The 25,438-nt window shown below is 71.9% G+C and carries 25 protein-coding genes and 1 pseudogene; 9 read left to right on the top strand and 17 right to left on the bottom strand.

Going from position 1 to position 25,438, the window contains the following annotated elements; translation table 11 throughout:
* Positions 1-37 precede the first annotated feature (37 nt).
* The 3 genes from ACZ7L5_RS38600 (at position 38) to ACZ7L5_RS38590 (ending at position 2,358) form a co-directional block, all read left to right on the top strand.
* On the top strand, positions 38-706 hold the full coding sequence (locus ACZ7L5_RS38600) for an MOSC domain-containing protein (protein ID WP_471523011.1): 669 nt from the start codon (positions 38-40) through the stop codon (positions 704-706).
* 97 nt (positions 707-803) lie between these two features.
* Positions 804-1,577 carry an SDR family NAD(P)-dependent oxidoreductase gene (locus tag ACZ7L5_RS38595; RefSeq protein WP_362384907.1) on the top strand — a complete coding sequence of 258 codons (774 nt, stop codon included), beginning with the start codon at positions 804-806 and terminating at the stop codon, positions 1,575-1,577.
* Between the two features lie 88 nt (positions 1,578-1,665).
* Positions 1,666-2,358, top strand: a complete 693-nt coding sequence (locus ACZ7L5_RS38590; RefSeq protein ID WP_471523009.1) for an ester cyclase — start codon at positions 1,666-1,668, stop codon at positions 2,356-2,358.
* 101 nt (positions 2,359-2,459) lie between these two features.
* Here ACZ7L5_RS38590 and groL read toward each other — a convergent pair whose 3' ends face one another.
* The 4 genes from groL to ACZ7L5_RS38570 all read right to left on the bottom strand — a co-directional run bounded on the left by groL (position 2,460) and on the right by ACZ7L5_RS38570 (position 6,652).
* Complete coding sequence (gene groL / locus ACZ7L5_RS38585) at positions 2,460-4,085, bottom strand: chaperonin GroEL (RefSeq protein WP_471523007.1); 1,626 nt, start codon at positions 4,083-4,085, stop codon at positions 2,460-2,462.
* A gap of 118 nt (positions 4,086-4,203) precedes the next feature.
* A complete protein-coding gene (gene groES, locus ACZ7L5_RS38580) occupies positions 4,204-4,512 on the bottom strand; it encodes a co-chaperone GroES (RefSeq protein WP_003998759.1) in 309 nt (102 codons plus the stop codon).
* Between the two features lie 293 nt (positions 4,513-4,805).
* Positions 4,806-5,594 (bottom strand): polysaccharide deacetylase family protein, encoded by a 789-nt coding sequence (locus ACZ7L5_RS38575; RefSeq protein WP_471523286.1) that lies wholly within the window; start codon positions 5,592-5,594, stop codon positions 4,806-4,808.
* A 50-nt stretch (positions 5,595-5,644) separates the two neighbouring features.
* Positions 5,645-6,652: a polysaccharide deacetylase family protein gene (locus tag ACZ7L5_RS38570; RefSeq protein ID WP_471523005.1), complete on the bottom strand. Its 1,008-nt coding sequence runs from the start codon at positions 6,650-6,652 to the stop codon at positions 5,645-5,647.
* Positions 6,653-6,773: 121 nt separating this feature from the next.
* Here ACZ7L5_RS38570 and ACZ7L5_RS38565 point away from each other — a divergent pair, with 121 nt between their 5' ends.
* Complete coding sequence (locus tag ACZ7L5_RS38565; RefSeq protein ID WP_471523003.1) at positions 6,774-7,943, top strand: THUMP-like domain-containing protein; 1,170 nt, start codon at positions 6,774-6,776, stop codon at positions 7,941-7,943.
* Here ACZ7L5_RS38565 and ACZ7L5_RS38560 read toward each other — a convergent pair.
* The 4 genes and pseudogenes from ACZ7L5_RS38560 to ACZ7L5_RS38545 all read right to left on the bottom strand — a co-directional run bounded on the left by ACZ7L5_RS38560 (position 7,944) and on the right by ACZ7L5_RS38545 (position 12,037).
* Positions 7,944-9,214, bottom strand: a pseudogene (locus ACZ7L5_RS38560) (RNA polymerase sigma factor). It abuts the gene before it with no gap.
* A 47-nt stretch (positions 9,215-9,261) separates the two neighbouring features.
* The gene (locus ACZ7L5_RS38555) at positions 9,262-9,618 is read right to left on the bottom strand and encodes a YciI family protein (protein ID WP_471523001.1); all 357 of its coding nucleotides are present in this window, start codon (positions 9,616-9,618) and stop codon (positions 9,262-9,264) included.
* Positions 9,619-9,744: 126 nt separating this feature from the next.
* The gene (locus ACZ7L5_RS38550) at positions 9,745-10,815 is read right to left on the bottom strand and encodes an LCP family protein (protein WP_471523284.1); all 1,071 of its coding nucleotides are present in this window, start codon (positions 10,813-10,815) and stop codon (positions 9,745-9,747) included.
* A 136-nt stretch (positions 10,816-10,951) separates the two neighbouring features.
* On the bottom strand, positions 10,952-12,037 hold the full coding sequence (locus ACZ7L5_RS38545; protein WP_328879870.1) for a LacI family DNA-binding transcriptional regulator: 1,086 nt from the start codon (positions 12,035-12,037) through the stop codon (positions 10,952-10,954).
* A gap of 168 nt (positions 12,038-12,205) precedes the next feature.
* On the opposite strand from ACZ7L5_RS38545, the gene ACZ7L5_RS38540 reads away from it, so the two are divergent.
* Positions 12,206-14,533 (top strand): beta-xylosidase/alpha-l-arabinosidase, encoded by a 2,328-nt coding sequence (locus tag ACZ7L5_RS38540; RefSeq protein ID WP_471522999.1) that lies wholly within the window; start codon positions 12,206-12,208, stop codon positions 14,531-14,533.
* 30 nt (positions 14,534-14,563) lie between these two features.
* On the opposite strand, the gene ACZ7L5_RS38535 is transcribed toward ACZ7L5_RS38540, so the two are convergent.
* The 4 genes from ACZ7L5_RS38535 to tsaB are packed head-to-tail and all read right to left on the bottom strand — an operon-like array spanning position 14,564 to position 17,112.
* Entirely contained in the window at positions 14,564-14,833 is a 270-nt protein-coding gene (locus ACZ7L5_RS38535) for a hypothetical protein (protein WP_471522997.1), read from the bottom strand.
* Entirely contained in the window at positions 14,830-15,936 is a 1,107-nt protein-coding gene (gene tsaD, locus ACZ7L5_RS38530) for a tRNA (adenosine(37)-N6)-threonylcarbamoyltransferase complex transferase subunit TsaD (protein WP_471522995.1), read from the bottom strand. Before tsaD ends, ACZ7L5_RS38535 begins: the two co-directional genes overlap by 4 nt.
* Positions 15,929-16,459, bottom strand: coding sequence for a ribosomal protein S18-alanine N-acetyltransferase (gene rimI, locus ACZ7L5_RS38525; protein WP_471522993.1), 531 nt, complete (start codon positions 16,457-16,459; stop codon positions 15,929-15,931). Before rimI ends, tsaD begins: the two co-directional genes overlap by 8 nt.
* Complete coding sequence (gene tsaB / locus ACZ7L5_RS38520; protein WP_328424541.1) at positions 16,456-17,112, bottom strand: tRNA (adenosine(37)-N6)-threonylcarbamoyltransferase complex dimerization subunit type 1 TsaB; 657 nt, start codon at positions 17,110-17,112, stop codon at positions 16,456-16,458. Before tsaB ends, rimI begins: the two co-directional genes overlap by 4 nt.
* A 111-nt stretch (positions 17,113-17,223) precedes the next feature.
* Between tsaB and ACZ7L5_RS38515 the strand changes: the two genes are divergently transcribed.
* Positions 17,224-17,778: a hypothetical protein gene (locus ACZ7L5_RS38515; RefSeq protein ID WP_471522991.1), complete on the top strand. Its 555-nt coding sequence runs from the start codon at positions 17,224-17,226 to the stop codon at positions 17,776-17,778.
* A 23-nt stretch (positions 17,779-17,801) separates the two neighbouring features.
* Here the strand turns inward: ACZ7L5_RS38515 and ACZ7L5_RS38510 are convergent, their stop codons facing one another.
* The 5 genes from ACZ7L5_RS38510 to ACZ7L5_RS38490 all read right to left on the bottom strand — a co-directional run bounded on the left by ACZ7L5_RS38510 (position 17,802) and on the right by ACZ7L5_RS38490 (position 22,193).
* Positions 17,802-17,990 carry a hypothetical protein gene (locus tag ACZ7L5_RS38510; RefSeq protein ID WP_471522989.1) on the bottom strand — a complete coding sequence of 63 codons (189 nt, stop codon included), beginning with the start codon at positions 17,988-17,990 and terminating at the stop codon, positions 17,802-17,804.
* Between the two features lie 181 nt (positions 17,991-18,171).
* Complete coding sequence (tsaE, locus tag ACZ7L5_RS38505) at positions 18,172-18,684, bottom strand: tRNA (adenosine(37)-N6)-threonylcarbamoyltransferase complex ATPase subunit type 1 TsaE (RefSeq protein WP_362384883.1); 513 nt, start codon at positions 18,682-18,684, stop codon at positions 18,172-18,174.
* Positions 18,650-19,891, bottom strand: a complete 1,242-nt coding sequence (locus ACZ7L5_RS38500; RefSeq protein ID WP_471522988.1) for an alpha/beta fold hydrolase — start codon at positions 19,889-19,891, stop codon at positions 18,650-18,652. The genes tsaE and ACZ7L5_RS38500 overlap by 35 nt, the downstream gene beginning before the upstream one ends.
* A 167-nt stretch (positions 19,892-20,058) precedes the next feature.
* The gene (gene alr / locus ACZ7L5_RS38495) at positions 20,059-21,225 is read right to left on the bottom strand and encodes an alanine racemase (protein ID WP_471522986.1); all 1,167 of its coding nucleotides are present in this window, start codon (positions 21,223-21,225) and stop codon (positions 20,059-20,061) included.
* An 83-nt stretch (positions 21,226-21,308) separates the two neighbouring features.
* The gene (locus ACZ7L5_RS38490; protein ID WP_471522984.1) at positions 21,309-22,193 is read right to left on the bottom strand and encodes a L,D-transpeptidase family protein; all 885 of its coding nucleotides are present in this window, start codon (positions 22,191-22,193) and stop codon (positions 21,309-21,311) included.
* Between the two features lie 115 nt (positions 22,194-22,308).
* Between ACZ7L5_RS38490 and ACZ7L5_RS38485 the strand changes: the two genes are divergently transcribed.
* The 3 genes from ACZ7L5_RS38485 (at position 22,309) to ACZ7L5_RS38475 (ending at position 25,433) form a co-directional block, all read left to right on the top strand.
* Positions 22,309-22,680 carry a holo-ACP synthase gene (locus ACZ7L5_RS38485; protein WP_328879881.1) on the top strand — a complete coding sequence of 124 codons (372 nt, stop codon included), beginning with the start codon at positions 22,309-22,311 and terminating at the stop codon, positions 22,678-22,680.
* A gap of 112 nt (positions 22,681-22,792) precedes the next feature.
* A complete protein-coding gene (locus tag ACZ7L5_RS38480; RefSeq protein WP_471522982.1) occupies positions 22,793-24,229 on the top strand; it encodes an NAD(P)H-hydrate dehydratase in 1,437 nt (478 codons plus the stop codon).
* On the top strand, positions 24,204-25,433 hold the full coding sequence (locus tag ACZ7L5_RS38475; RefSeq protein WP_471522980.1) for an FAD-dependent monooxygenase: 1,230 nt from the start codon (positions 24,204-24,206) through the stop codon (positions 25,431-25,433). The genes ACZ7L5_RS38480 and ACZ7L5_RS38475 overlap by 26 nt, the downstream gene beginning before the upstream one ends.
* Positions 25,434-25,438 lie beyond the last annotated feature (5 nt).

The raw sequence follows: 25,438 nt of genomic DNA, 5'->3' as shown, positions 1-25,438 counted from the left end.
GTCGACACTTTGGGCCTACGTCGCCTACCGTGCCGTCATGAAGCTTCTGTCTGTGAATCTGGGCCGTGCGAAGGCGGTGCCGTACACGGATCACGCCGACGGTGTGACCGGCATCGACAAACAGCCGGCGGCGGGGCCGGTCCGGGTCGCGGCGCCCGGGCCGAAGGGCGTCGGGGGGAGCGGGCTGGCCGGGGACGCCGTGTGCGAGAAGCGGCACCACGGCGGCGACGACCAGGCCGTGTACGCGGTCGCGCGCGAGGACCTCGACGACTGGGAGCGCGAGCTGGGGCGGTCGCTGGCGAACGGCGTGTTCGGGGAGAACCTCACGACGTCCGGCCTGGACGTGTCCGGCGCGCTGATCGGCGAGCGCTGGCGGATCGGGCCCGAGGTGGTGCTGGAGGTGACGTGCGGCCGGATTCCCTGTCGTACCTTTCAGGGGCATCTGGGTGAGACGCAGTGGGTGAAGCGGTTCACGGCGAAGGCCGCGCCGGGCGCGTATCTGCGGGTGATCGAGCCGGGTGAGATAAGGGCGGGCGACGCGATGGAGATCATCCACCGCCCGGATCACGACGTGACGGTGGCACTGCAGTTCCGGGCGGTCACGACGGAGCGGAAGCTGCTGCCGCGGCTGCTGGCGGCCGGTGCGGCGCTGCATCCGGAGTCGTTGGCGACGGCCCGGAAGTACGTGTCCCAGCACGGGGTCTGACCGCGGCTCACCTGCCGGGTGTTCGCCGGGGCTTCACCGACAGGGAGGCCCTGTGCAGGGAGCGGACGCGCAGACTCCGGGTCATTAACCTTGCGCCATGACAACGGCTCTCATCACGGGATCGACCGCGGGCATCGGCGCGGCCTTCGCACGGCGGCTGGCCGCCGACGGACACAACCTGGTGCTCGTGGCCCGGGACACCAAGCGGCTGCGGGAGCAGGCGACCGAACTGCACGACCGGCACGGCATCGAGGCGGAGGTCCTGACGGCCGACCTGGCCGAGGACACCGGCATCGAGACGGTCGCCGCCCGCCTCGGCGACCGCAGGAACCCGGTCGACCTGCTGATCAACAACGCCGGCTTCGGCAACAAGGGCCGCTATCTCGACGTCTCCATGGCCGACGAGCTGAAGATGCTCAAGGTGCACTGCGAGGCCGTACTGCGCCTGACGTCGGCGGCGTCGGAGGCGATGCGTGAGCGGGGGCGGGGCGGTGTCGTGAACGTCGCCTCCGTGGCGGCCTTCGTACCGCGCGGCACATACGGCGCCTCCAAGGCGTGGGTCGTGCAGTTCACGCAGGGAGCGGCACGGGATCTGGCCGGGAGCGGCGTGCGGCTGATGGCGCTGTGCCCCGGGTTCGTGCGGACCGAGTTCCATGAGCGGGCCGGGATGGGGACGGACAACATCCCGGGCTGGATGTGGCTCGACGCGGACAAGCTGGTGGCGGCGGCACTCCACGATCTGGCGAAGGGCAAGGCGGTGTCGATTCCGGACCCTCGCTACAAGGTTCTGCTGGGCGCGGCGAAGCTGGTGCCGCGGGGGGTGCTCGGGGGGATCAGCTCGCGGACGGGGCGGAAGTACGGGCCGCAGTAGGCGCGTTGGAAGAGCTGGGCGCCTGGGCCGCCGCGGTGGGAAAATGGTGGTGTCCAGCCGTACCCAGCATGACCGGGAGGCCGACGCCATGACCTTCGTACAGCTCATCGACTGTAGGACCAGCCGTTTCGACGAGATGAACCGGCTGATGGACAGGTGGGTCGAGCAGACCAAGGGGAAGCGGACGGCGACGCACGACATCATCGGGAAGGACCGGTCCGACGCGTCGCACTTCATCGAGATTGTGGAGTTCCCGTCGTACGACGAGGCGATGCGGAACTCGAATCTGCCCGAGACCGACCGGATCTTCCAGGAGATGGTGGCGCTCTGTGACCAGGCGCCCACCTTCACCGATCTGGACGTGGTGCGCGACGAGCAGCTGAACGTCGTGGCCGCGCGGACCTTCTTCGAGGCCATGGGCAGGATGGCGCCGGAGCAGATCGGCGAGCACCTCACGGACGACTACGTGGATCACGATCCGTCGCATGCGCAGCCCGTGCAGGGCGTCGACGGCATGCGCGAGGTGTACGCGGGCTGGTACGCCGCCTTCGACTTCACCTTCCGGATCGACGACCAGCTGGCCCAGGACGACCAGGTGTGCACCCGGTGGACGTGGGCCGCGCGGCACAAGGGCGAGTTCCTGGGGATTCCGGCGACCGGCCAGGACGTGACGATGCAGGGCATGGCCTGGCAGCGGTTCCGGGGCGGCAGGATCTGCGAGACCCGCTGGCTCTACGACCGGGCGGGTCTGCTGGAGCAACTGGGGGTACTCGGCGAGTGAAGCCCGCGAAGGGGAAGGCCCCGGTCCCGCACGAGAGTGCGGGACCGGGGCCTTCTGCGTGCGCATGAGCCGCTGGGCTCAGCGCGCGTGAGCTGCTGGGCTCAGTGGGAGTGCCCGTGGCCGTGACCACCGGCCGCCGGCTCCTCCTCTTCCTTCTTCTCGACGACCAGGGTCTCGGTCGTGAGAAGCAGGGAGGCGATGGAGGCGGCGTTCTCCAGGGCGGAGCGGGTGACCTTGACCGGGTCGATGACGCCGGCCTTGACCAGGTCGCCGTACTCGCCGGTCGCGGCGTTGAAGCCCTGGCCCTTGTCGAGCTCGGCGACCTTGGAGGTGATGACGTAGCCCTCGAGGCCGGCGTTCTCGGCGATCCAGCGCAGCGGCTCGACGGCGGCCTTGCGGACGACCGCGACACCGGTGGCCTCGTCGCCGGTCTTGTCGAGGTTGCCGTCGAGGACCTTCACGGCGTGGACCAGAGCGGAGCCACCACCGGAGACGATGCCCTCCTCGACCGCGGCGCGGGTCGCGGAGATGGCGTCCTCCAGACGGTGCTTCTTCTCCTTCAGCTCCACCTCGGTGGCGGCGCCGACCTTGATCACGCACACGCCGCCGGCCAGCTTCGCGAGGCGCTCCTGGAGCTTCTCGCGGTCCCAGTCGGAGTCGGTGTTCTCGATCTCGGCCTTGATCTGGGCGACGCGGCCCGTGACGTCCTCGGACTTGCCGGCGCCGTCGACGACCGTGGTGTCGTCCTTCGTGACGGTGATCCGGCGAGCGGAACCGAGCACCTCCAGGCCGACCTGGTCGAGCTTGAGGCCGACCTCCTCGGAGATGACCGTGGCACCGGTGAGGACCGCCAGGTCCTGCAGCATCGCCTTGCGGCGGTCACCGAAGCCGGGGGCCTTGACCGCGACCGCGTTGAAGGTGCCGCGGATCTTGTTGACGACCAGGGTCGACAGGGCCTCGCCGTCGACGTCCTCGGCGATGATCAGCAGCGGCTTGGAGGCACCGGCCTGGATGACCTTCTCCAGCAGCGGCAGCAGGTCCGCGATGGAGGAGATCTTGCCCTGGTTGATGAGGATGTACGGGTCCTCGAGGACGGCCTCCATGCGCTCCTGGTCCGTCACGAAGTACGGCGACAGGTAACCCTTGTCGAAGGCCATGCCCTCGGTGAAGTCCAGCTCCAGACCGAAGGTGTTGGACTCCTCGACGGTGATGACACCGTCCTTGCCGACCTTGTCCATCGCCTCGGCGATGAGCTCGCCGACCTGCGTGTCCTGGGCGGACAGACCGGCGACGGCGGCGATGTCGGACTTCTCGTCGATCGGGCGGGCGGTCGCGAGGAGCTCCTCGGAGACCGCGGCCACGGCCGCGTCGATGCCCTTCTTCAGCAGCGCCGGGGAAGCACCCGCGGCGACGTTCTTCAGGCCCTCGCGCACGAGCGCCTGGGCGAGCACGGTGGCGGTGGTCGTACCGTCACCCGCGATGTCGTTGGTCTTGGTCGCCACCTCCTTCACCAGCTGGGCACCGAGGTTCTCGTACGGGTCCTCGACCTCGACCTCACGGGCGATGGTCACGCCGTCGTTGGTGATGGTGGGCGCGCCGAACTTCTTGTCGATGACGACGTTGCGGCCCTTGGGGCCGATGGTCACCTTGACGGTGTCGGCCAGCTTGTTGACGCCGCGCTCGAGGGCGCGACGGGCGTCCTCGTCGAACTTCAGGATCTTCGCCATGGGAGCGGTTCAGCCCTCTCGGAAAACGTGGGTGAAACGAACTGCGCCCCGGACGCCCGGCTTCATAAGGTCGCGGGGGCCCGGGGCGCAGCTCACAAGCAAAAGTGCTTGAAGTGAATTACTTCTCGATGATCGCGAGCACGTCGCGAGCCGAGAGGACGAGGTACTCCTCGCCGTTGTACTTCACCTCGGTGCCGCCGTACTTGCTGTACAGCACGATGTCGCCGGTCTTGACGTCGAGCGGCAGGCGCTCGCCGTTCTCGAAGCGGCCCGGGCCCACGGCCAGGACGACGCCCTCCTGGGGCTTCTCCTTGGCGGTGTCCGGGATGACCAGGCCAGAGGCGGTGGTCTGCTCGGCGTCGAGCGGCTGGACCACAATGCGGTCCTCGAGCGGCTTGATGGCAACCTTGGAGCTGGTGGTCGTCACGATCCGACCTCCCCCTTCGGAGATCTCACGGGGTTAACTGTCTGAGGTGGCGACCAGGTGGATCCGTCGTCGCGGGTGCCGGACCTGCCCGTCGCGTAGTTGGCACTCTCCAGTGGGGAGTGCCAGACCCGAGACTATGACCGCGATTAGCACTCGGTCAAGCGGACTGCTAATTCGCTGCCCCGGCTGAGCCGCGTTCGGGTGACGGGCGCCGGCGGTGAGCGGTGTTGCCATGGCCGCCTGGGGCTGAGTGCCTGGCCCGGCGCCGAAAGGATCCCTCGGACGCCGGGCCCTCAGATGTAGTCCTCCAACCGGCCCACCGTCAGCCCTCGCCCCTGGATCTCCCGGAGCAGCCTCGTCGTCCGCTCTCTCAGCGTCAGCCCCGCCGGCTCGCCCGAGGGGACCGACACGATGTCCCCGGCGCGCAGGCGGCGGGGGCCGTGCGCGTACGTCAGTTCGCCGTCGCCCTCCATCGCCGCCCGCCACAGCACGACCGCCGTCACCCCGCAGTGGGCCGCGGCACGGAGTGTGGTGGTGTCGTACGTGCCGTAGGGCGGGCGGAAGAGGCGGGGGCGGATGCCGAAGCGGGCGCGGAGCTTGTTCTGCTGGCCGCAGATCTCGGCACGCTGGCCGGCATACGGCAGGCCGCTCAGGGCGGCGTGGTCGAGGGTGTGGTTCTGGATCGACGCGCCCACCGAGCGCAGGCGCGCGAAGTGGCCGTAGCCCGGGCCGACCACACTGTCCGTGAGGAACATGCTGACGGGCAGCCGTAGTTCACGGACCATGTCGACGAAGCGCGGGTCCTTCTCGGCGCCGTCGTCGTAGGTGAGGAAGACGACCTTGTCGCGGGTGGGCGCGCGGTGCACGACGGGCAGGGGGTGGCCGCCGGGCGGTCCGAGCCGCAGCCGACGGTCGGGCGGGGGCGGTGGCGAGGCGAGTGGGGCGGTCAGGCCCCAGCGCCGGTACGGCTGTGCCGTCTGCGTCGGGCCGTCCGTCGGCCGTGAGCTGTGGGCCGCCCTGTCGCCCGGCTTACCGCCGCCGGGGCCGGCCGGACCGGCCGACGGCGCACAGCCGGCGAGCATGACGGAAGCCAGGACCGCGACCGCCACGGCCCGCGGCCCGGGCGCCCGCCTCACAGGTAGTCCTCCAGCCTGGCCACCGCGTAGCCCTCGGCCGTCACCTTGTTCAGGAACCGGCGGATCATGTCGGGCATTGTGCCCTTCCAGTCCTCGCGGCCCCGGAAGTGAGTGAGGACGATGTCACCCGATCGGATCTTCTGGTCCCACTCGCGGTACTCCCAGTGGTCGACGAAGACCTCCTCGTTCCACAGCGGGACGTACTTGATGCCGCACGACTTCGCGGCGCGCAGGCTGTCCCTGTCGTAGTTCCCGAAGGGCGGGCGGAAGAGCAGCGCGGGCTTGCCGAAGCGCTCCTCGATGACCTCCTGCATGCCGCAGATCTCGTACTGCTGACGGCGGTAGGAGAGGGCGGGGAGGTAGGGGTGGTGGAGGGTGTGGTTGTTCAGGGTGACGCCACTGCGCTGCATCCGCTTGAAGTAGCCGTAGTCGTCCTTGATCACGTAGTCGCTGAGGAAGGCGGTGTACGGCACCTGCAGGTCGTCCATCATCCGCAGGAAGACGGGGTCCTTCTCGGCGCCGTCGTCGATGGTGAGGAAGACGACCCGCTGCTTGGTGGGGACGGTCGTGAAGACCGGCGGGAGACCGAGCTCCTCGTGTCCGTCGACTTCGAAGCCCTCGCGGGTGGCGATCCTCGGTTTCGTGGCGGGTGGGGGCGGGGGCGTGAGCGGGATTCTCGACAGGCCCCAGCGTTTCGCGGCGGCGGCTCGGGCGGCGAGCGCGGACTGCGCCGACTTGAACTTCTTGGCGTGCGAGTCGGGGGCGTTCCCGGCGGGCGGGCCCGCGGTGGTGGCCGGGGGCGGCGCCTTGAGGGGCTGCCGGCTCGGGGTGGGATGTGCGGGCCCGGATGCGCCTGCGCCCGCGGGTGCACAGCCCGCGGCGATGGCGGCGACGGCGAGCACGGCGACTGCGCCGCGGACCCGTGAACCTCCCGCTGCCCGGCCACGCCACCCCACAGCTGCCCCATTGGGGCTACTTTTGTCATTTTGTACTACTAGTCGCATGGTGCGGGATCTTCGCAGGCGCCCGGCCCGAAGCCGGGCCGACACCGCCGCCGGGAGACGGACCATCCACCGACTGGCCCACAGTGAGCGGCCGGTGCGCCCGCCGGCGGACAATGACCCGGTGAACGACCTCGCCGCCTTCTTCTCCCTCCTCACCCCCGAGGGCCGCGCCCTCCTCGACGCCGTACGCGACACCGACCCCGCCGACGAACTCGCCGTCGCCACCCGGCTGCGCCGCGAGCACCCCGCCGAGCTGGTGTCGGCGGCGCTCGGACAGGCCCGGCTGCGGCAGCGGGCGGTGGCGAAGTTCGGGGCGGCGGACGCGGGGCGGATGTTCTTCACGCCGAACGGCGTCGAGCAGTCGACGCGGGCGAGTGTCGCGGCGTACCGGGCCGACCGGATGAAGGAGCTGGGGGTGGGCTCGGTCGCCGACCTGTGCTGCGGGATCGGGGGCGACGCGATCGCGTTGGCGCGGGCCGGGATACGGGTGCTCGCGGTGGACCGCGATCCGGTGACGGCGGCCGTGGCGCGCGAGAATGCGGAGGCCCTCGGCCTCACCGGCCTGGTCGAGGTCCGCGAGGCGGATGTCACCGAGGTGGACGTCGCCGGCTACGACGCCGTGTTCGTCGACCCCGCCCGCCGGGGCGGCCGCGGGAGGATCTTTGACCCCGAGGCGTACTCGCCACCGCTGTCCTGGGCCGCCGAGACCGCCCGCAAGGCGCCCCGAGCCGCGCTGAAGATCGCGCCCGGAATCCCGCACGAGGCGATCCCGGCGGAGGCCGAGGCGGAGTGGATCTCGGACGGCGGCGACGTGAAGGAAGCCGTGCTGTGGTTCGGGACCGAGCCCGGGGCCGTGCGGGCCACCCTGCTGCCCGGGCCGCGCTCGCTGCTCTCCCGACGCCTCCCCGACCCCGGAGTCCGGCCGGTGGGGCGGTACTTGTACGAGCCGGACGGCGCCGCCATCCGCGCCCACCTGGTCGCCGAGGTCGCCCAGCAGCTGGACGGCGGACTGATCGACGCGACCATCGCGTACGTCACGGCGGACGAGCTGCGGCCGACGCCGTACGCCACGGCGTACGAGATCACCGACCAACTCCCCTTCAACGTCAAGAAGTTGAAGGCTCTGCTGCGGGAGCGCGAGGTCGGCATCCTGACCGTGAAGAAGCGCGGGTCGGCCGTCGAGCCGGAGGAACTGCGCAAGAAGGTCAAGCCTCAGGGGCCGAACGCGGCGACCGTGTTCCTGACCCGGGTGGCGGGGGCGCCGACGATGCTGGTCGGGCGGCCCGCGTAGTCAGGCCCCGTCGGCAGCCGCCCGCTTCAGCAGCATCGCCCGCTCCCGCTCGTTGCGCGTCAGCCGCGCCGCCCGCCCGAACTCCGCCCGCGCCTCGTCCGTACGGCCGAGTCTCAGCAGCAGATCGCCGCGCACGCTCGGCAGCAAGTGGTAGTCCCGCAGCGCCGGTTCGGCGGCGATCGCGTCGACGATCTCCAGAGCGGGCTCCGGCCCCTGCGCCATCGACACGGCGACCGCGCGGTTCAACTCGACCACGGGGGACGGGGAGCGGCGGACAGCAGGGCGTACAGGGTGGCGATGGTCTGCCAGTCGGTCTCCTCGTAGGTGTACGCGTGCGCGTGGCAGGCGGCGATCGCGGCCTGGAGGGCGTAAGGACCCGGCGCTCCCGTGGCGGTGGCGCCCGCGCGGTCCAGCGCGGCGATGCCGCGGGCGATGAGCATGCGGTTCCAGCGGCTGCGGTTCTGCTCCTTGAGGAGGATCGGCTCGCCGGACGGGCCGGTGCGGGCCGCCGCGCGGGACGCCTGGAACTCCAGGAGCGAGGTCAGGCCGTGCACCTCGGGCTCCTTCGGCATCAGCCCCGACAGCACGCGGGCCAGCCGCAGCGCGTCCTCGCACAGCGCCGGACGCAGCCAGTCGTCGCCGGCCGTGGCGGCGTAGCCCTCGTTGAAGATCAGGTAGATGACGTCCAGGACCGAGCCGAGGCGCGCCGCGCGGTCGGGGCCGTACGGCACCTCGAAGGCGACGTTCCGGGTCGCCAGGGTGCGCTTGGCCCGCACGATCCGCTGGGCGACCGTGGCCTCCGGGACCAGGAACGCCCGGGCGATCTCCGGCGTCGTCAGGCCGCCGAGGAGACGCAGGGTGAGGGCGATGCGAGCCTCCGGCGACAGCACCGGGTGGCAGGTGGTGAAAACCAGCCGCAGCAGGTCGTCGTCGATGTCGTCGGGGTCATGGAGGGCGGACGGCTCCTCGGGCGGTGCCGTCGTCTCCAGGTCGCGGCCGATCTCCGCGAGCTTGCGGGCGTAGTTCTCGCGGCGGCGGATCAGGTCCACCGCGCGGTGCCTGGCAGCGGCCATGAGCCAGGCGCCGGGGTTGTCGGGGACGCCGTCGCGGGGCCACTGCTCCAGCGCGGCGACCAGGGCGTCCTGCGCGAGTTCCTCGGCGATCCCGACGTCGCGGACCATCCGGGCGACGGCGGCGATCACGCGAGGAGACTCGATGCGGAAGACGGTCTCGATGGTGCCGTGCGGGTCTGCGGTGGGCTGCGGGGTCACAGCCCACCATGCAACACCCGTACGGCCGGGTATCCAAGGAAGGCCGATCAGCCCTCGGCGATCTCCCGCACCTCGCAGGTGACCTGCCAGCCCTCGCCGTGGACCTTCACGAACCGCGAGGCCCACTCCAGCGCCTCGGCCTTGTCCTTGCACTGTGTGATCGCGTAGCCGCCGATGACCTCCTTGGACTCGGTGAAGGGCCCGTCGGTGACGGATACGTTCGCGCCGTCCCAGTGCACGCGGGTGCCCTGCGCCGCCGGGGTGAGACCGGCGGTGTCGAGCATGACGCCGGCCTTGGTGATCTCCTCCAGCAGCTCCCCCATGCGCTGCATCATCTCGGGGCTCGGGCCCTCGGCGGGGGCGGTGGACTCGTCGATCCGGACGAGCGACAGGTAGCGCGGCATGGTGGCTCCTCGGGGGGTTCGGTTCGGTGCTTCGGCGACCGGGCTGTTCCCGGCCTCTCACCCCTGCGTCGAACGGGAGACCCCGGGATCGACACGCTCCCCGGATTTCTTCGAAGATTTTTCTCGTCACCGCAACGACTCCCACAGCTCCCCCGCCGCCGGCTCCTGAGCCACCACCCGGTTGGGGTCCGACGGCGCCGGCACCACCGGCATCGTCTCGGTCCGCACGGTGTCCGACGCCAGGCCCTGCAGGCTCTGTCCCAGACCCGTCAGCTCGCCCAGCGAGTCCAGGCCCGTGTCGGTCGTCAGGCTGCCCGTCACCGCGTCGGCGACCCGGTAGAGGCGGGCCGGGTCGGTGAGGACGTCGGTGGCGGAGATCTGGTCCAGCAGGGCCGTCACCAGCTTCTGTTGCAGCCCTATGCGGCCGAGGTCGCTGCCGTCGCCTATGCCGTGCCGGGTGCGGGCGAGGGCCAACGCCCGGGTGCCGTCCAGGTGATGCGTGCCCGCCTCGAGGGTCAGGTGGCTGTCCTCGTCGTCGATGTCCTCGTCCGTCGTGACGGTGACGCCGCCCAGCGCGTCGACCAGCTTCGCGAAGCCCGAGAAGTCGATCTCGATGTAGTGGTCCATGCGGACGTTCGTGAGCGACTCGACGGTCTTGACCGCGCAGACGGGGCCGCCGAGCGCGTACGCGCTGTTGAACATCGCGCCGTACGCCACCTCCGTCGAACCGCCCGACGACAGCGGGCAGGACGGGCGGGTGACCAGGGTGTCGCGCGGGATACTGACGACGGTCGCCCCGGTGCGGCCGGCGTCGATGTGCACCACCATCGCCGTGTCCGAGCGGGCGCCGGTGCTGCTGCCGCCGCCCAGCTTCCGGTTCTCCTCGCCGGTGCGCGAGTCGGAGCCCAGAACGAGGATGTTCAGGGAGCCGGTGGGCAGCGCGGAGGCGGAGGCCGACGGGACCGGAGTGGTCCGGCCGCTCAGGGGGCGGTCGTCGCCGAGGGCGCTGTCGATGTCGACGCTCTTGATGTTGTGGTTCAGGTGCCAGTAGGCCCAACCCACGGCAGCCGCGCCCAGCGCCAGGGCGCCCGCGAAGACGAGTCCCGCCGCCTTCAGCGCCGTCGCCCGCCGGCCCGCCCTTCCGCCGAAGTCCCCGTCCGCTGCACGCCCGTTCGCCCCAAGTCCCGTCACAGCCAGGAACGTACGTCCGAATTATTACGGGCAGGAGCGGCAGAGCGCCTTTTCTTCGGAAATTCTCAGACTTCCAGGAGCCTCGTCCAGACCCTTCCGAAAGTTTCGGTCGACCAACCGACTGACTTCGACGCGACGAGGGCTAAGCCGCCGGCGGCTCCCCCGTGCTGCTGCGCACCACCAGGCTCGTCGCCAGCTCCACCCGGGTCGCCGCCGGCGCCCCCTCCTCGCGCGCGAGGTCGAGGACCAGCTTCGCCGCCGCCTCCGCCATCTCCGTGAGCGGCTGCCGTACGGTCGTCAGCGGCGGCCCCACCCAGCGTGCGATCGGCAGATCGTCGAAGCCGACCACGCTGAGGTCCTCCGGAATCCGCAGCCCCAGCTCCCGCGCGGCCTCGTACAGCCCGAGCGCCTGGAGGTCGTTGCCGGCGAACACGGCGGTCGGCCGGTCCGGGCGGCGCAGCAGCTCCAGGCCCTGCCGGTAGCCGGTCTCGTGGTGGAAGTCGCCGGGCCGGATCAGGTCCGGCTCGACCGGGAGCCCGGCCGTCTCCAGTGCGGCGCGGTAGCCGTCGATGCGGGCACGGCTGCACATCATGCGGGACGGCCCGGTGATCGCGCCGATCCTGCGGTGCCCGAGCTCGACCAGATGCCGGGTGGCGGCAAGCCCGCCCTGCCAGTTGGTCGCCCCGATGGACGGCACGTCCGCGCCCGGGTCGCCCGCCGGGTCCATCACCACGAACGGGATCGAACGGCTGGTCAGCAGGGCGCGCTGGGACTCGTCGAGCCCGGACAGCACGAGGATCACGCCGTGCGGGCGCCGGGCGGCGACCTGGTCGGCCCACGTCCTGCCCGGGGTCAGCCGCCCGGCGCTCTCGCTCAGGACGACACTCAGTCCCGCATCGCGGGCGACGTTCTCCACCCCCCGGATGACCTCCATCGCCCACGCGCTCTCCAACTCGTGGAAGACCAGGTCGATCAGGGGCGATCGGCTCGCCTCCGCCCGCCGTCGGCGGTAGCCGTGGGCGCGCAGGAGTTCCTCGACGCGGGTGCGGGTGGCCGGGGCGACGTCGGCGCGTCCGTTGAGGACCTTCGAAACTGTCGGTGCGGAGACGCCGGCCTCGCGGGCGATCTCGGCGAGCGTCGCGGTCTGCGTGGACCGGCCGGTCGACGGTGGTGTCGTCCGGGTTTCACGCGTTGTGGTCCGGGTTTCGGCGGGCTCCGAGGGTGTCATGGCGGCGATCGTATCCCTGCGCGACGTCTTGACGAACCCTTCTCACCGCGCCTAGGTTCCCGTAACATTCGAGGTGAACAACGAAACATTCGTGCGAGGCTCATGAGAGGGGCCTCCCAGCCGCCGCCCGGCCAGGAGTTTCATGACCACCGCCCGGACAGGAGTTTCATGACCACCGCCCCCTGGCGCGACCCCGCCCTGCCCGCCGCCGCCCGCGTCGACGACCTTCTCTCCCGGATGACCCTGGAGGAGAAGACCGCCCAGCTGTACGGCGTGTGGGTGGGCGCCGCCACGGACGGCGAGGCTCGGACCGAGGGAGTCGCCCCGCACCAGCACGACATGACCGCCGACTACGACTGGGCCGAGCTGATCACCCACGGCCTCGGCCAGCTCACCCGCTCCTTCGGCACCGCCCCCGTGGACCCGGCGCCGGCCGCGCAGGCACTGGCCCGCGCCCAGCGCCGTATCGCCGGGGCGGGCCGCTTCGGCATTCCGGCGGTGGCCCACGAGGAGTGCCTCGCGGGCTTCACGGCCTGGCAGGCCACGGCCTACCCGGTACCGCTCGCCTGGGGAGCCACCTTCGACCCCCCGCTCATCGAGAAGATGGCCGCCCGCATCGGCCAGGACCTGCGCTCGGCCGGCGTCCACCAGGGGCTGGCACCCGTCCTGGACGTCGTACGCGATCCGCGCTGGGGCCGCGTCGAGGAGACCATCGGCGAGGACCCGTACCTGACCGGCACGATCGGCACGGCCTACGTCCGGGGCCTGGAGTCGGCCGGCGTGATCGCGACGCTCAAGCACTTCGCCGGGTACGCGTCCTCGGCGGGTGCCCGCAACCTCGCACCCGTACGGGCGGGTATCCGCGAGTTCGCGGACGTGACACTCCCGCCCTTCGAGATGGCGCTGCGCGAGGGCGGCGCGCGGTCGGTGATGGCGGCCTACAACGAGACGGACGGGGTGCCGGCGTCGGCGGACCCGGCCTTGCTGACCGAACTCCTCCGCGAGGAATGGGGTTTCACGGGCACGGTGGTCGCCGACTACTTCGGCATCGGTTTCCTGGAGACGTTGCACCGGGTGGCGGGCAGTGCGGCGGAGGCGGCGCACGCGGCGCTGGCGGCGGGCATCGACGTGGAACTGCCCACCGTGAAGTGCTACGGGAAACCCCTTCTGGAGGCCGTCCGGTCGGGCGGGATCCCGGAGGAACTGGTGGACCGGGCGACCCGCCGCGTCCTGCTCCAGAAGTGCGAGTTGGGCCTGCTGGACGAGGACTGGACGCCGGAGCCGACGTCGGCGCGCCTGGACCTGGACTCACCCAGGAACCGCGCCCTGGCCCGGCGCGTGGCCGAGGAGTCGGTGGTACTCCTGGACAACCCGGACGGCACCCTTCCCCTCTCCCCCGACGCCCGTATCGCGGTCGTGGGCCCTCGCGCGGCCGACGCGCTGGCGATGCTGGGCTGCTATTCCTTCCCGTCCCACGTCCTCACGCACCACCCCGAGGTGCCGATGGGCATCGAGATCCCGACCGTCCTGGAGGCCCTGCGCGCCGAACTCCCCGACGCCAAAGTGACGTTCGCGCAAGGGTGCGGGGTCTCCGACCCGGACACGGCGGGCTTCGAGGAGGCGGTGGCGCGGGCGGCGGAGGCGGACGTCTGCCTGGCGGTGCTGGGCGACCGGGCCGGCCTGTTCGGCCGGGGCACGTCCGGCGAGGGCTGCGACGCGACGGACCTGCGGCTGCCGGGGGCGCAGGGCGAGCTGCTGGACGCGCTGGTGGCGACGGGCGTCCCGGTGGTACTGGTCCTGCTGACGGGCCGCCCTTATGCGCTGGGGCGTTGGCAGGGGCGGTTGGCGGCGGTCGTCCAGGCGTTCTTCCCCGGGGAGGAGGGCGGGCCGGCGGTGGCGGGGGTGCTGTCGGGGCGGGTAAATCCATCGGGGCGGTTGCCGGTGAGCGTGCCGCGGGCGCCGGGCGGGCAGCCGTGGACCTACCTCCAGCCGCCGTTGGGGCTGGCGGGAGAGGTGAGCAATCTGGATCCGACGCCGCTGTATGCGTTCGGGCACGGGGGGTCGTACACGTCGTTCACATGGGGCGACTTCACGGGCGGGGACGACGCGGCGGAGATCGGCACGAACGGTTCCCATGAGGTGTCGGTGACGGTCCGCAACACCGGCGACCGGGCGGGCGCGGAGGTGGTCCAGCTGTATCTGCACGATCCGGTGGCGTCGGTGACTCGGCCGGATGTGCGGCTGATCGGCTACCAGCGCGTCGAACTGGGGGTGGGTGAGGCGAGCCGGGTGACCTTCCGCTTCCACGCGGACCTGTCGTCCTTCACGGACCGTTCGGGGCGCCGGATCGTCGAACCGGGGGTTCTCGAACTGCGGTTGGCCGCGTCGAGCGCGGACGTACGGCGTACGGCGCGAGTGCACCTGACCGGGCCTGTACGGGAGCTCGGGGCGGGGCGGCGGCTGCGGTGCGAGGCGGAGGTGTCGGGACCGGGGTGACGCGGGCGGGGCGCCGGGCCCCCGCCGGACTCACAGCGGGCCGGGCCAGGTGTCCACCGAATCGAACCGCCACCGATGCACCGCCCGGGTCACCAACTCCCCATCCGGCTCAGGCAGTTCGGGAAGCTCCGCGTCGTACGCCGCGTCCCACCACGTGATGACGAGCACTCGATCCTGCGGCGCCCGGAAGACCTCCCGGCGCAGCGGCCGTACGGCCGACTCGTGCGCACGGGCCCACGCGAGCAGTTCCTCGCCCCGCCCCGGAACCGCTCGCGCCTCCCACATCAGGGCGACCGTCACGAGTACAGGTTCTCCTTGCTGACCTCGTGCACATGGGCGTGAGAGTGGCCGGTGCCCGGCACATGAGGGTCCGTCACCGGCAGAGAGGAGTCCGCCGACAGGTCCCAGCTGGACGCCGGCCGGTTGCGGGCCACCATCTCCGCACCCAGGGCCGCCACCATCGCCCCGTTGTCCGTGCACAGCTTCGGCCGGGGCACCCGTAGCCGGAGGCCGGCCCGCTCGCAGCGCTCCTGGGCGAGGGCCCGCAGACGGGAGTTGGCCGCGACGCCGCCGCCGATCATCAGGTGGTCGACGCCCTCGTCCTTGCAGGCGCGGACGGCCTTGCGGGTCAGCACGTCGACGACCGCCTCCTGGAAGGAGGCCGCGACGTCGCGCACCGGCACCTCCTCGCCCGCCGCCCGCTTGGCCTCGATCCAGCGGGCCACCGCCGTCTTGAGGCCGGAGAAGGAGAAGTCGTACGCCGCGTCGCGCGGCCCGGTCAGACCGCGCGGGAACGCGATCGCCTCCGGGTCGCCCTCGCGCGCGTACCGGTCGATGACCGGGCCGCCCGGGAAGCCCAGGTTCAGCACACGGGCGATCTTGTCGAAGGCCTCACCCGCCGCGTCGTCGATCGTGGCGCCCATCGGGCGGACGTCGGAGGTGATGTCCGACGACAGCAGGAGCGACGAATGGCCGCCGCTCACCAGCAGCGCCATCGTCGGCTCCGGCAGCGCCCCGTGCTCCAGCTGGTCCACGCAGATGTGGGAGGCGAGGTGGTTGACGCCGTAGAGCGGCTTGCCCAGCGCGTAGGCGTACGCCTTCGCCGCCGATACGCCGACCAGCAGCGCGCCCGCCAGGCCCGGACCGGCCGTCACCGCAATGCCGTCCAGGTCACGGGCGCTCACGCCCGCCTCCTTCAACGCGCGGTCGATGGTCGGGACCATCGCCTCCAGGTGCGCCCGGGAGGCGACCTCCGGCACGACGCCACCGAAGCGGGCGTGCTCGTCGACGCTGGAGGCGATGGCGTCGGCGAGCAGGGTGGTACCGCGGACGATGCCGACGCCGGTCTCGTCGCAGGAGGTCTCGATGCCGAGGACTAGGGGTTCGTCCCGCGAGTCAGCCATTGATCTCGGTTCCTTGTACGGAGTTTGCAGGGTCGGTCAGTTTCATCACCAGGGCGTCCACGTTTCCCGGCTGGTAGTAGCCGCGCCTGAAGCCGATGGCCTCGAAGCCGTAGCGCTCGTAGAGCTTCTGCGCGCGGACGTTGTCCACGCGGCACTCCAGCATCACTTCGGCGCATTCGAAGTCGCTCGCGGCCCGCAGCAGTTCCGTGAGGAGACGGCCGCCGAGCCCCGTCCCCCAGTGGTCGCGGGCGACGGCGATGGTCTGGACGTCGGCCAGTTCTCCGGCGGAGGCGAGGCCGGCGTATCCGACGAGCCGCTCGCCGTTCTCGGCGACGACGTAACGCCGTGTCGCCCCGGGCCCGCGCGAGTGGGCCAGCTCGGACCAGAACATGCCCCGGGACCAGGCGTCCTCGGGGAACAGCTCCTTCTCAAGGCCCAGTACGGCGTCGATGTCCCACCAGCGCATCTCGCGCATCGCGGAGCCGGCGGAAGCGGCGGGAGTTGGCGTCACGGGTTCGGTCACTTGGGGGTGACCACCTTGTAGTTCTTGGGGACCTGGGCATCGGGCCGGCGCAGGTACAGCGGCCGGGGAGCGGGAAGTTCCTCGCCCGCCGCCAGCCTCTCGGCGGCCAGCGCCGCGAGGGCCGCCGCCGACACATGCTCGGGCTCGTGGGCGCTGGGGAACGTGTCGGGGTACAGCAGCGCGCCCGCGCCGACGGCGGGCAGCCCGGCGACCTGGTCGGCGATGTCGGCGGGCCGGTCCACGGCCGGGTCGGTCAGCCGCGTGCGGGAGTCGGCGTACCGCGCCCAGTAGACCTCCTTGCGCCGGGCGTCCGTCGCGACGACGAAGGGGCCCTTCTCGATGTCGGCGGCGTACGCGAGGCCGTCCAGCGTGCACACACCGTGCACGGGGACGCCGAGGACGAGCCCGAAGGTGTCGGCGGTCATCAGGCCGACGCGCAGCCCGGTGTACGGGCCGGGTCCGATGCCTACGACGACACCGGTGACGGCGTCGAGCTTCACACCGGCCTCGGCGAGGACCCGGTCGACGGCCGGCAGCAGCAGCTCACCGTGTCGGCGCGCGTCCACCTGGCTCGACGAGGCGATGACGTCCGTACCGTCGTGCAGCGCGACGGTGACGGCGGGGGTGGCGGTATCCAGAGCGAGCAAGAGCACGCAAACAGCCTACGGCGCCCGCGCCCCGGGAAGCGCCGTCCCGGTCGGCCGCTTGACGACTGCTACGGTCGGGATCGATCACCGGGTACGAAGCGAACGCTGAGGTGGCGAGTGGCAGGCAGCAGCTCCTCAATCGTGGCGGGGCTGACCGCGGCTGCCCTCACGACCGTCGGCTTCCTCGCCTTCCAGGCCTACTCGAACGTCCCGGCCGACCTGGGCAGACCGGTCGCCGACAGCATGCCCAGGGTGAGTACCTCCAAGGCGCCGCGCGACGGGAAGGACCCCCGGGCGCTGCCCGCCGGATCCGGTGCGGGGCAACGGGTCGTGTACTCCGTGGACGACGACCGGGTGTGGCTGGTCGACGCGGCGGAGAAGGTCAAGCGCACGTTCCGCGTGACCCCCGGATCGGTCGACCCGGCTCCGGGCGCCTACACCGTCACCTCCCGCTCCAACGCGGTCACCGGCACCGACGGCCTCCCCGTGCAGCACGTCGTCCGCTTCGCCAGCGTGGACGACGTCACGATCGGCTTCAGCACCGTCGTCGACAGCCCGACACCGCAGCCCGCCCCGACGCTGAAGACGGGCGGCATCCGCGAGTCCCGGGCCGACGGCAACGCGATGTGGGACTTCGCGACGATCGGCCGTACGGTCGTCGTGATCCGCTAGGCCGTGTCCGTCGCCGTGATCGGCTAAGCGGCGTCGAGGTGCCCGTGCCCGGCCCGCTCGCGGGTCGTCTCCGGGTCGGGGAGACGCGGCGGGGTGGAGATCACGTTCGCAGCGGCACCGGCCGCCAGCAGATCGCGCATGGACACCCCGGCGACCGGCACGGACGGCCAGGGCCGCGCCTCGCTCTGCGCCTTGTGCTCGGATGCCGACATGGACGCCTCCTGGGGCCGGGGGCGGACGTGGTTAGGTAGACCTAACCACGGACTGGATACCATGTGACCACGCACAAGACCGCAAACGCAATATCTTGCCGACGTCTTGTCGGAATGTTCATCAGGCCCGAGCGGCCCCGGTCCCGCTGAGGCCCACGGCACGCTCAGGCCCACGGCACGCTCAGGCCGACAGCACGCTCAGATCCACCTGAGCCCAGCGCTCGCCCAGCCCCGTCACCGTGACGTGCCGTACCTCGTCCGTCGTGTCGCCGACGGCCCGGTGAATCACGAGCTGCAGCCGTTCCTCGGTCAGCTCCTCGACCTTGCCCTCGCCCCACTCCACGACGATCACCGACTCGGGCAGCGAGACGTCGAGGTCGAGGTCCTCCATGTCGTCCAGGCCGCCGGACAGCCGGTAGGCGTCGACGTGGACGAGGGGCGGGCCCTCGCCGAGCGAGGGATGGACGCGGGCGATCACGAAAGTCGGCGACGTGACCGCGCCCCTGACCCCCAGCCCCTCGCCGAGCCCCCGGGTCAACGTCGTCTTGCCTGCGCCGAGCTCCCCGCTGAGCATCACGAGATCACCGGCGCGCAGCAGTTTGGCGAGCCGCCGTCCCAGCTCCCGCATCTGCTCGGGAGAAGTGACGGTCAGGTCGAGGTCACCCGCGTTGTGCGGTGCTGCTGGTGCTTCCATAGCCACTTACGGTAGCCCCTGCGGGCACGGCACCCGCGCGGGTGAGCAGGTCGGCCATACGGTCGGTGACCACTTCCGGGTGCTCCAGCATCACCAGGTGCCCGGCGTCCGGCACGAGGACCAGTTCGGCTTCCGGCAGCAGGTCGGCGATCGCCTCGCTGTGCTCGCTGGGCGTGACGAGGTCGCCCACGCCGGCCAGGACCAGCACCGGCATCTCCGTGAACAGCCCGATCGCCTCGGTCTTGTCGTGGTCGGCGAAAGCCGGGTAGAACTCCGCGACCACGTCGATCGGCGTCCCCTCGATCATCCGCTCGGCGAACCGGGCGACGGCCGGGTCGACGTCCCGGGACGAGAACGAGTACCGCTTGATGATCCCCGCGAACAGGTCGGCCGTGGCCCGGCGCCCCTTCTCCACCAGCTCGGCCCGCTGCCCCAGCGCCTTGAGCACGCCCGGCAGGATCCGGCGGACCGCATTCACTCCGGCGACGGGCAGCCCGAAGTTGACCTCGCCGAGCCGCCCGGAGGACGTGCCCACGAAGGCGGTGGCGACGACCCGGTCCCGGATCAGCTCCGGGAACTGGTCGGCCAGCGCCATGACCGTCATCCCGCCCATGGAGTGTCCGACCAGCACGAGCGGCCCCTCGGGCGCGGCCGCGTCGATGACGGCCTTGAGGTCGCGCCCCAGCTGCTCGATGTCGACGTGCTTGCCCTCCTCCGTCTGGGCGACGCCGCGCCCGGACCGGCCGTGGCTGCGCTGGTCCCAGTGCACGGTGCGCACGACGCCCCTGAGCGCGGCGCGCTGGAAGTGCCAGGAGTCCTGGCTGAGGCAGTAGCCATGGCTGAAGACGACGGTGACGGGGGCGGGTGCCTTGCGCCCGAAGAGCCGTCGCCGGCGCGGGGTGAGGGCGGGTGCGGCCTCGGGGTCGACGTCGTCGACCTCGTAGTACAGCTCGGTGCCGTCGTCGGCGTACGCCTTGCCGGGCATGCCGCGCAGCGAGCCGTACGGTCCCGCCGAGTCGAGGGCGAGCCGGGCCTTCTGGCGCATGCCGCGGCCCACGGTCATCCGCTCTATGGCGACGCCGGCGGCAGCGCCGGCCGCGATCACACCTATCGCGGCGCCGGCGAACCCCGTCGCCCTGCGCCAGTTCGCGGCCGCCCCCGTGGCGGAGGCGACGGCCGCGACGACCTCCGCGCTGCTCTCGCTCACGTACCGCTCCTCTTCGCTGGGTCGTGCCCCGTGTGTCGTTGTGACGTGGGTGCCGAGTGGTGCGGGTGTACCGCTACGGGTTACCCGCCTCGTTCCTCATTCACATAACCGCATTCGGATGGACGCATCACATTGCCCGCGTCACATAGCCGCATCACGAAGACGCATCACATGGACGCATTCCTATAGACGCGTGGAACGCGCGCTCCGATCCGCGTGACGATTTCGTAGGCGATGGTCCCCGCGGCCTGCGCCCAGTCCTCGGCGGTGGGTTCACCGCGGTCACCCGGCCCGAACAGCACTGCTTGCGCGCCCGCCGTCGGCTCGTCCCCGCCCAGGTCGACGACGAACTGGTCCATCGCGATCCGCCCCGCCACCGTCCGCCACTTGCCGCCGACCAGGACGGGCCCGGCGCCGGAGGCGTGCCGCGGGATGCCGTCGGCGTAGCCGAGGGGGACGAGGCCGAGGGTGGTCTCGCCCGGGGTGACGTAGTGATGGCCGTAGCTGACGCCGTGACCGCCCGGGACGTGTTTCACCAGGGCCAGGGACGCCGAGAGGGTCATCACGGGCCGCAGCCCGAAGTCGGCGGGGCTGCCCAGCTCGGGGCTGGGCGAGATGCCGTAGGTGGCGATCCCGGTGCGCACCAGGTCGAAGTGGCTCTCGGGGAGGGTGAGCGTGGCGGGCGAGTTGGCGATGTGCCGCACCTCGGGCCGCGCGCCCTGTGCTTCCGCGTACGCCACCATCTCGCGGAAGAGGGAGAGCTGGGCGGCGATGGACGGATGCCCGGGCTCGTCGGCGCAGGCGAAGTGCGACCAGAGCCCGGTGATCCGGATCAGCCCGTCGGCCTCGGCCCGCAGGGCCTGTCGCACCAGCTCGGTCCAGTCGTCACCGGGCTGGCAGCCGCCCCGTCCGAGCCCGGTGTCGGCCTTGAGCTGCACGCGCGCGGGTGCGCCGGCCTGCCGGGCGGCGGCGGTGACCTCGCGCAGGGCCCACATCCCGCTGACGGAGACGTCCAGGTCGGCCTCGATGGCCTCGCGCCAGGGGCCGCCCGGTGTCCACAGCCAGCACATCATCCGTACGCCGGTCACCCCGGCGGCCCGCAGCACGAGGGCCTCCTCGGGCGTGGCCGTGCCCAGCCAGCCGGCGCCCGCCGCCACGGCCTCGCGGGCGCACCGTACGGCCCCGTGGCCGTATGCGTCCGACTTCACGACGGCCATCAGGGCCGCGCCCGGCGCGTGGGCGCGCAGAGCTTGCACGTTGGCCCGCAGGGCGGCCAGATCGATCTCGGCGCGGGCGCGCAGGGGGGCGGTCCGCAGGGCTGCTGTTTCTGTCATGGCGCCCCCAGTGTCTCAGAGGGGTACGACAACGCCGCCGAGCCGGGACCCGCGCCCCTGGCCACTTGTCCCGCGTCCGCGGGCTACGCCTCCTGCCGGTGCCCCCACACGTACACCTGGTCGTTGTTCTTCAGCACGCCCCACAGTTTCCTGGCCTCTTCCAGGCGCAGATTGACGCAGCCCATGGAGCCGACGGCGGTGAAGATGTTGCCGTAGACGCCGTGGAAGGCCTGGCCGCCGCTGAAGAACTGGGAGTAGGGCATGGGGCTGTTGTAGAGGCTCGACACGTGGTTCTTGTGCCGCCAGTAGATGCGGTGCGACCCGACCCGCGTCTCGTACCCCTTGCGCCCGCTCCTGACGGGCACGGGCCCGAACACGACCTTCTTGCCCTTCTGCACCCAGGCCAGCTGCCGGTCGAGGTCGACACAGGCGATCCGGTACGTCCGTACCGGGCACTTCTTGGCGGCGTTGGGGTTCTTGCGGGCGGCGACCAGCTGCATGGTGGCCCACGTCACGGGTCCGGCGAACCCGATGGCGGGCTTGATCTTGTTCTTGATCTGGAAGGCGCGGATGGCCCGGCAGTCGGCGGGCGACTGCTCCCCGTCCACCTCCAGCTTCAGCCACCGCTCGACCTGCCGCTGACGCGGTCCCGTCTCCTGGCTGCACTTCACGCCCTCGAGGGCGTCCATCGGAGGGATGTACTCCACGAGGTCGTTCGTCTCGTCGGGCGCGTCCTTCGGCTCGACGGCGTTCTCCTCGGGGGTGGGCGTGTACACCTCCGGGGGCAGTGCCTGGTCGGGCGTGTCGGTCGGCCAGAGCTGGAGCAGGTGGGGTACTCCCGGCACGAGTTCGGCCTCCGGCCCGGAAGCCGGGGGTTCGGGGTCGGCCGAGGCGCTGCCGACGGGCAGCAGGGTGGCGCCGGCGAGCAACACAGCGATGCTCCGGCTTGCGATACGTCCGCTGATCATGCGCTCAGAGAAGCGTGAGGGCCTGCCCGGCGGGAGGCGCCGCGCGGCTGGGTCACCCTAACGAGGCGCGGGAGGCCCGGCTTGGGAACGGGCGACCGACCGTAGGGTGCTCGGCATGAGCATCATCGGGGTCGGCATCGACGTGGCCGAGATCGACAGGTTCGCCGCGGCACTGGAACGCACACCCGGACTGGCCGAACGGCTGTTCGTGGAGGGCGAGTTGCTGCTGCCGAGCGGTGAACGCCGGGGCGTCGCCTCGCTCGCGGCGCGTTTCGCGGCGAAGGAGGCCCTCGCGAAGGCGCTGGGCGCACCGGCGGGCCTGCTCTGGACGGACGCCGAGGTCTACGTCGAGGACAGCGGCCGGCCGCGGCTGCGGGTGACGGGGACGGTCGCGGCACGGGCGGCCGAACTGGGCGTGCGGTCCTGGCATGTGTCGCTGAGCCATGACGCCGGTGTGGCGTCGGCGGTGGTGGTGGCGGAGGGCTGAGCACCGCCCGCCTCCCGCCGCGCCTCCCGCCCGGCCGGCCGGGGCCGGCCGAAGGCACGCCAATGCGTCCATGGATGCGACGGGCCGCGCCGCGTACGGAAGACTCGGTCGTATGCGGACTGCGTACAGCGTGGAGACGGTAAGGGCGGCCGAACGGGAGCTGATGGCACGGCTTCCGGACGGTGCGCTGATGCAGCGGGCGGCGGCCGGGCTGGCCGTGGCCTGCGCAGATCTGCTGGGCCGGGTGTACGGCAGCCGGGTCGTGCTGCTGGTCGGCAGCGGCGACAACGGCGGCGACGCCCTGTATGCCGGGGCCCGACTGGCCAGGCGCGGAGCGGGAGTTACGGCGGTGCTGCTGACTCCCGAGCGGGCGCACGCCGGGGGCCTGGCGGCGCTGCGGCGGGCCGGCGGCCGGGCGGCCGGTGTCGATGCCGCCGAGGAGTTGATCGAGCGCGCGGACCTGGTCGTGGACGGAATCGTCGGGATCGGCGGCAAGGGCGGGCTGCGTCCTCAGGCGGCCCCGCTGGCCGCCGCCGCCCAGCGGTCCCGGGCCGCGGTGGTCGCCGTGGACCTGCCGAGCGGCGTGGACGCGGACACGGGCGAGGTGAGCGGCACGGCACTGCGGGCCGACCTCACCGTCACGTTCGGCACGCACAAGCCGGGCCTGCTGATCGATCCGGCGCGGGACTACGCCGGTGTGGTGCGCCTGGTCGACATCGGCCTGGCGCTGCCGAACGACGCGGTGGAGCTGGAGGCGCTGCAACACGCGGACGTGGACCTGCTGTTGCCGTCGCCTGCTGCGGAGACGGACAAGTACCGGCGAGGAGTGGTGGGCATCGCGGCCGGCTCGGCCCGCTATCCGGGTGCGGCCGTACTGGCGGTGGCGGGGGCGCTGCGGGGCGGGGCGGGGGCCGTACGGTACGTCGGTCCGGCCGGGGACGCGGTGATCGCCCGGTTCCCCGAGACGCTGGTGTCGGACCGGGGCCCGAAGAAGGCCGGGCGTGTGCAGTCCTGGGTCGTCGGCCCCGGCGCCGGGGACGACGCGGCGACGGTGGCGGAGGTCCTGGCGACGGACGTGCCGGTGCTCCTCGACGCCGACGGGCTGCGGCTGGCGGACGCGGATGCGGTACGGGGCCGTACGGCACCGACCCTGATGACCCCGCACGCCGGGGAGGCGGCGGCGCTGCTGGGTGTCTCCCGGGAGCAGGTCGAGGGGGCTCGGCTGGCTTCGGTACGGGAGTTGGCGGGGCGGTATGCGGCGACGGTGCTGTTGAAGGGGTCGACGACGCTGGTGGCGGACGCCGGGGGGGCCGGCCCGGTCCGGGTGAACCCGACGGGAACGTCATGGCTGGCCACGGCCGGCAGCGGGGATGTGCTGTCCGGTTTGGCGGGATCACTGCTGGCGACGGGGCTCCCCGCGTTGGATGCTGCGAGCGCGGCGGCGTATCTCCACGGCCTGTCGGCGAGGTTCGCGGCGGACGGGGCGCCGGTCGGGGCGCATGACGTGGCTGAGGGGATTCCGGATGCCTGGCGGGACGTACGAAGTTGAGGGGACCGCGTCAGGACGGCGGCGAACGGCGATCGTCGTCGGGGCGGGCATCGGAGGGCTGGCTGCGACACTGAGCCTGCGCCGGGCAGGTTGGGACGTCACGCTCGTCGAGCAGGCGGCCCGCTTCACCGAGGTCGGTGCCGGAATCCAGCTCGCGCCCAACGCCACGCGGGTGCTGCGCCGGCTGGACGTCCTCGACGCGGTCGCCGCGCCGGCCTCCCGCCCCTCTCACCTGAGCTTCCGCAGATGGTCCGACGGGGCGGAGATCTGCCGTTACGCGACGGGCCGCGAGGTCGAGGAGGAGTTCGGGGCACCGTACTTGCTGCTGCACCGCGCCGATCTGCACGATGCCCTGGTCGCCGCGGTGCCGGCGGGGCCGGTGCGCCTGAACACGACAGTCGTGGACATCACCCAGGACGGCGACTCCGCCCGCATCACGACGGCGACGGGCGAGCGCCTGCACGCGGACCTGGTGGTGGCCGCTGACGGCATCCGCTCCGCCGCCCGCCAGTGGCTCTTCGGCAAGGACGAGGCCGTGTTCTCGGGAACCACCGCCTACCGGGCCCTTCTTCCGTCCGCCGCGGTGGCCGACCTGGGCCTCCCCCCACTCGCCGTCTGGCTCGGCCCGGACCGCCACTTCGTCCACTACTGGGTGCGCCGCGGTGAACTCCTCAACGTCGTGGCCGTCTTCAGCACGCAGGAGCCGACGCGGGAGTCATGGACCGCTCAGGCAGAACCCGGCGAGCAACTACGCGAGTTCGCGGGCTGGGACGCCCGGGTCCTGACGATCCTCGAACGCGCGGGCCGGGTGCTCCGCTACGGCATCCACACCCGCACGCCGCTCACCCGCTGGAACGTCGGCCGGGTGGCCCTCCTCGGCGACAGCGCCCACGCGATGGTCCCGTTCCAGGCGCAAGGGGCGGCCCAGGCGATCCTGGACGCGTCCGCCCTGACCGACGCCCTCGCGGACGCGACGCCCACCGAAGTCCCCGCCGCACTCGCCCGCTACACCGCCCGCCGCCTGCCGACCGCCACCGCCACACAGGCCGCCTCGACCCAGGCAGGCAGAGACTTCCACTTACCGGACGGCCCCGAGGCCGGGTCGAGAAACGCCCGCATGGCGGCACACGCAGCCGAGAACAGGTTCATGCCGCAGGCGGCTGCGTGGCGGGCGGACGGCCGGGGCGACGAGCCGGACAGCTGAACGGC

The sequence above is a fragment of the Streptomyces sp. NPDC107528 genome (assembly GCF_055639295.1).
This window is presented reverse-complemented; position numbering and strand designations above follow the sequence as displayed.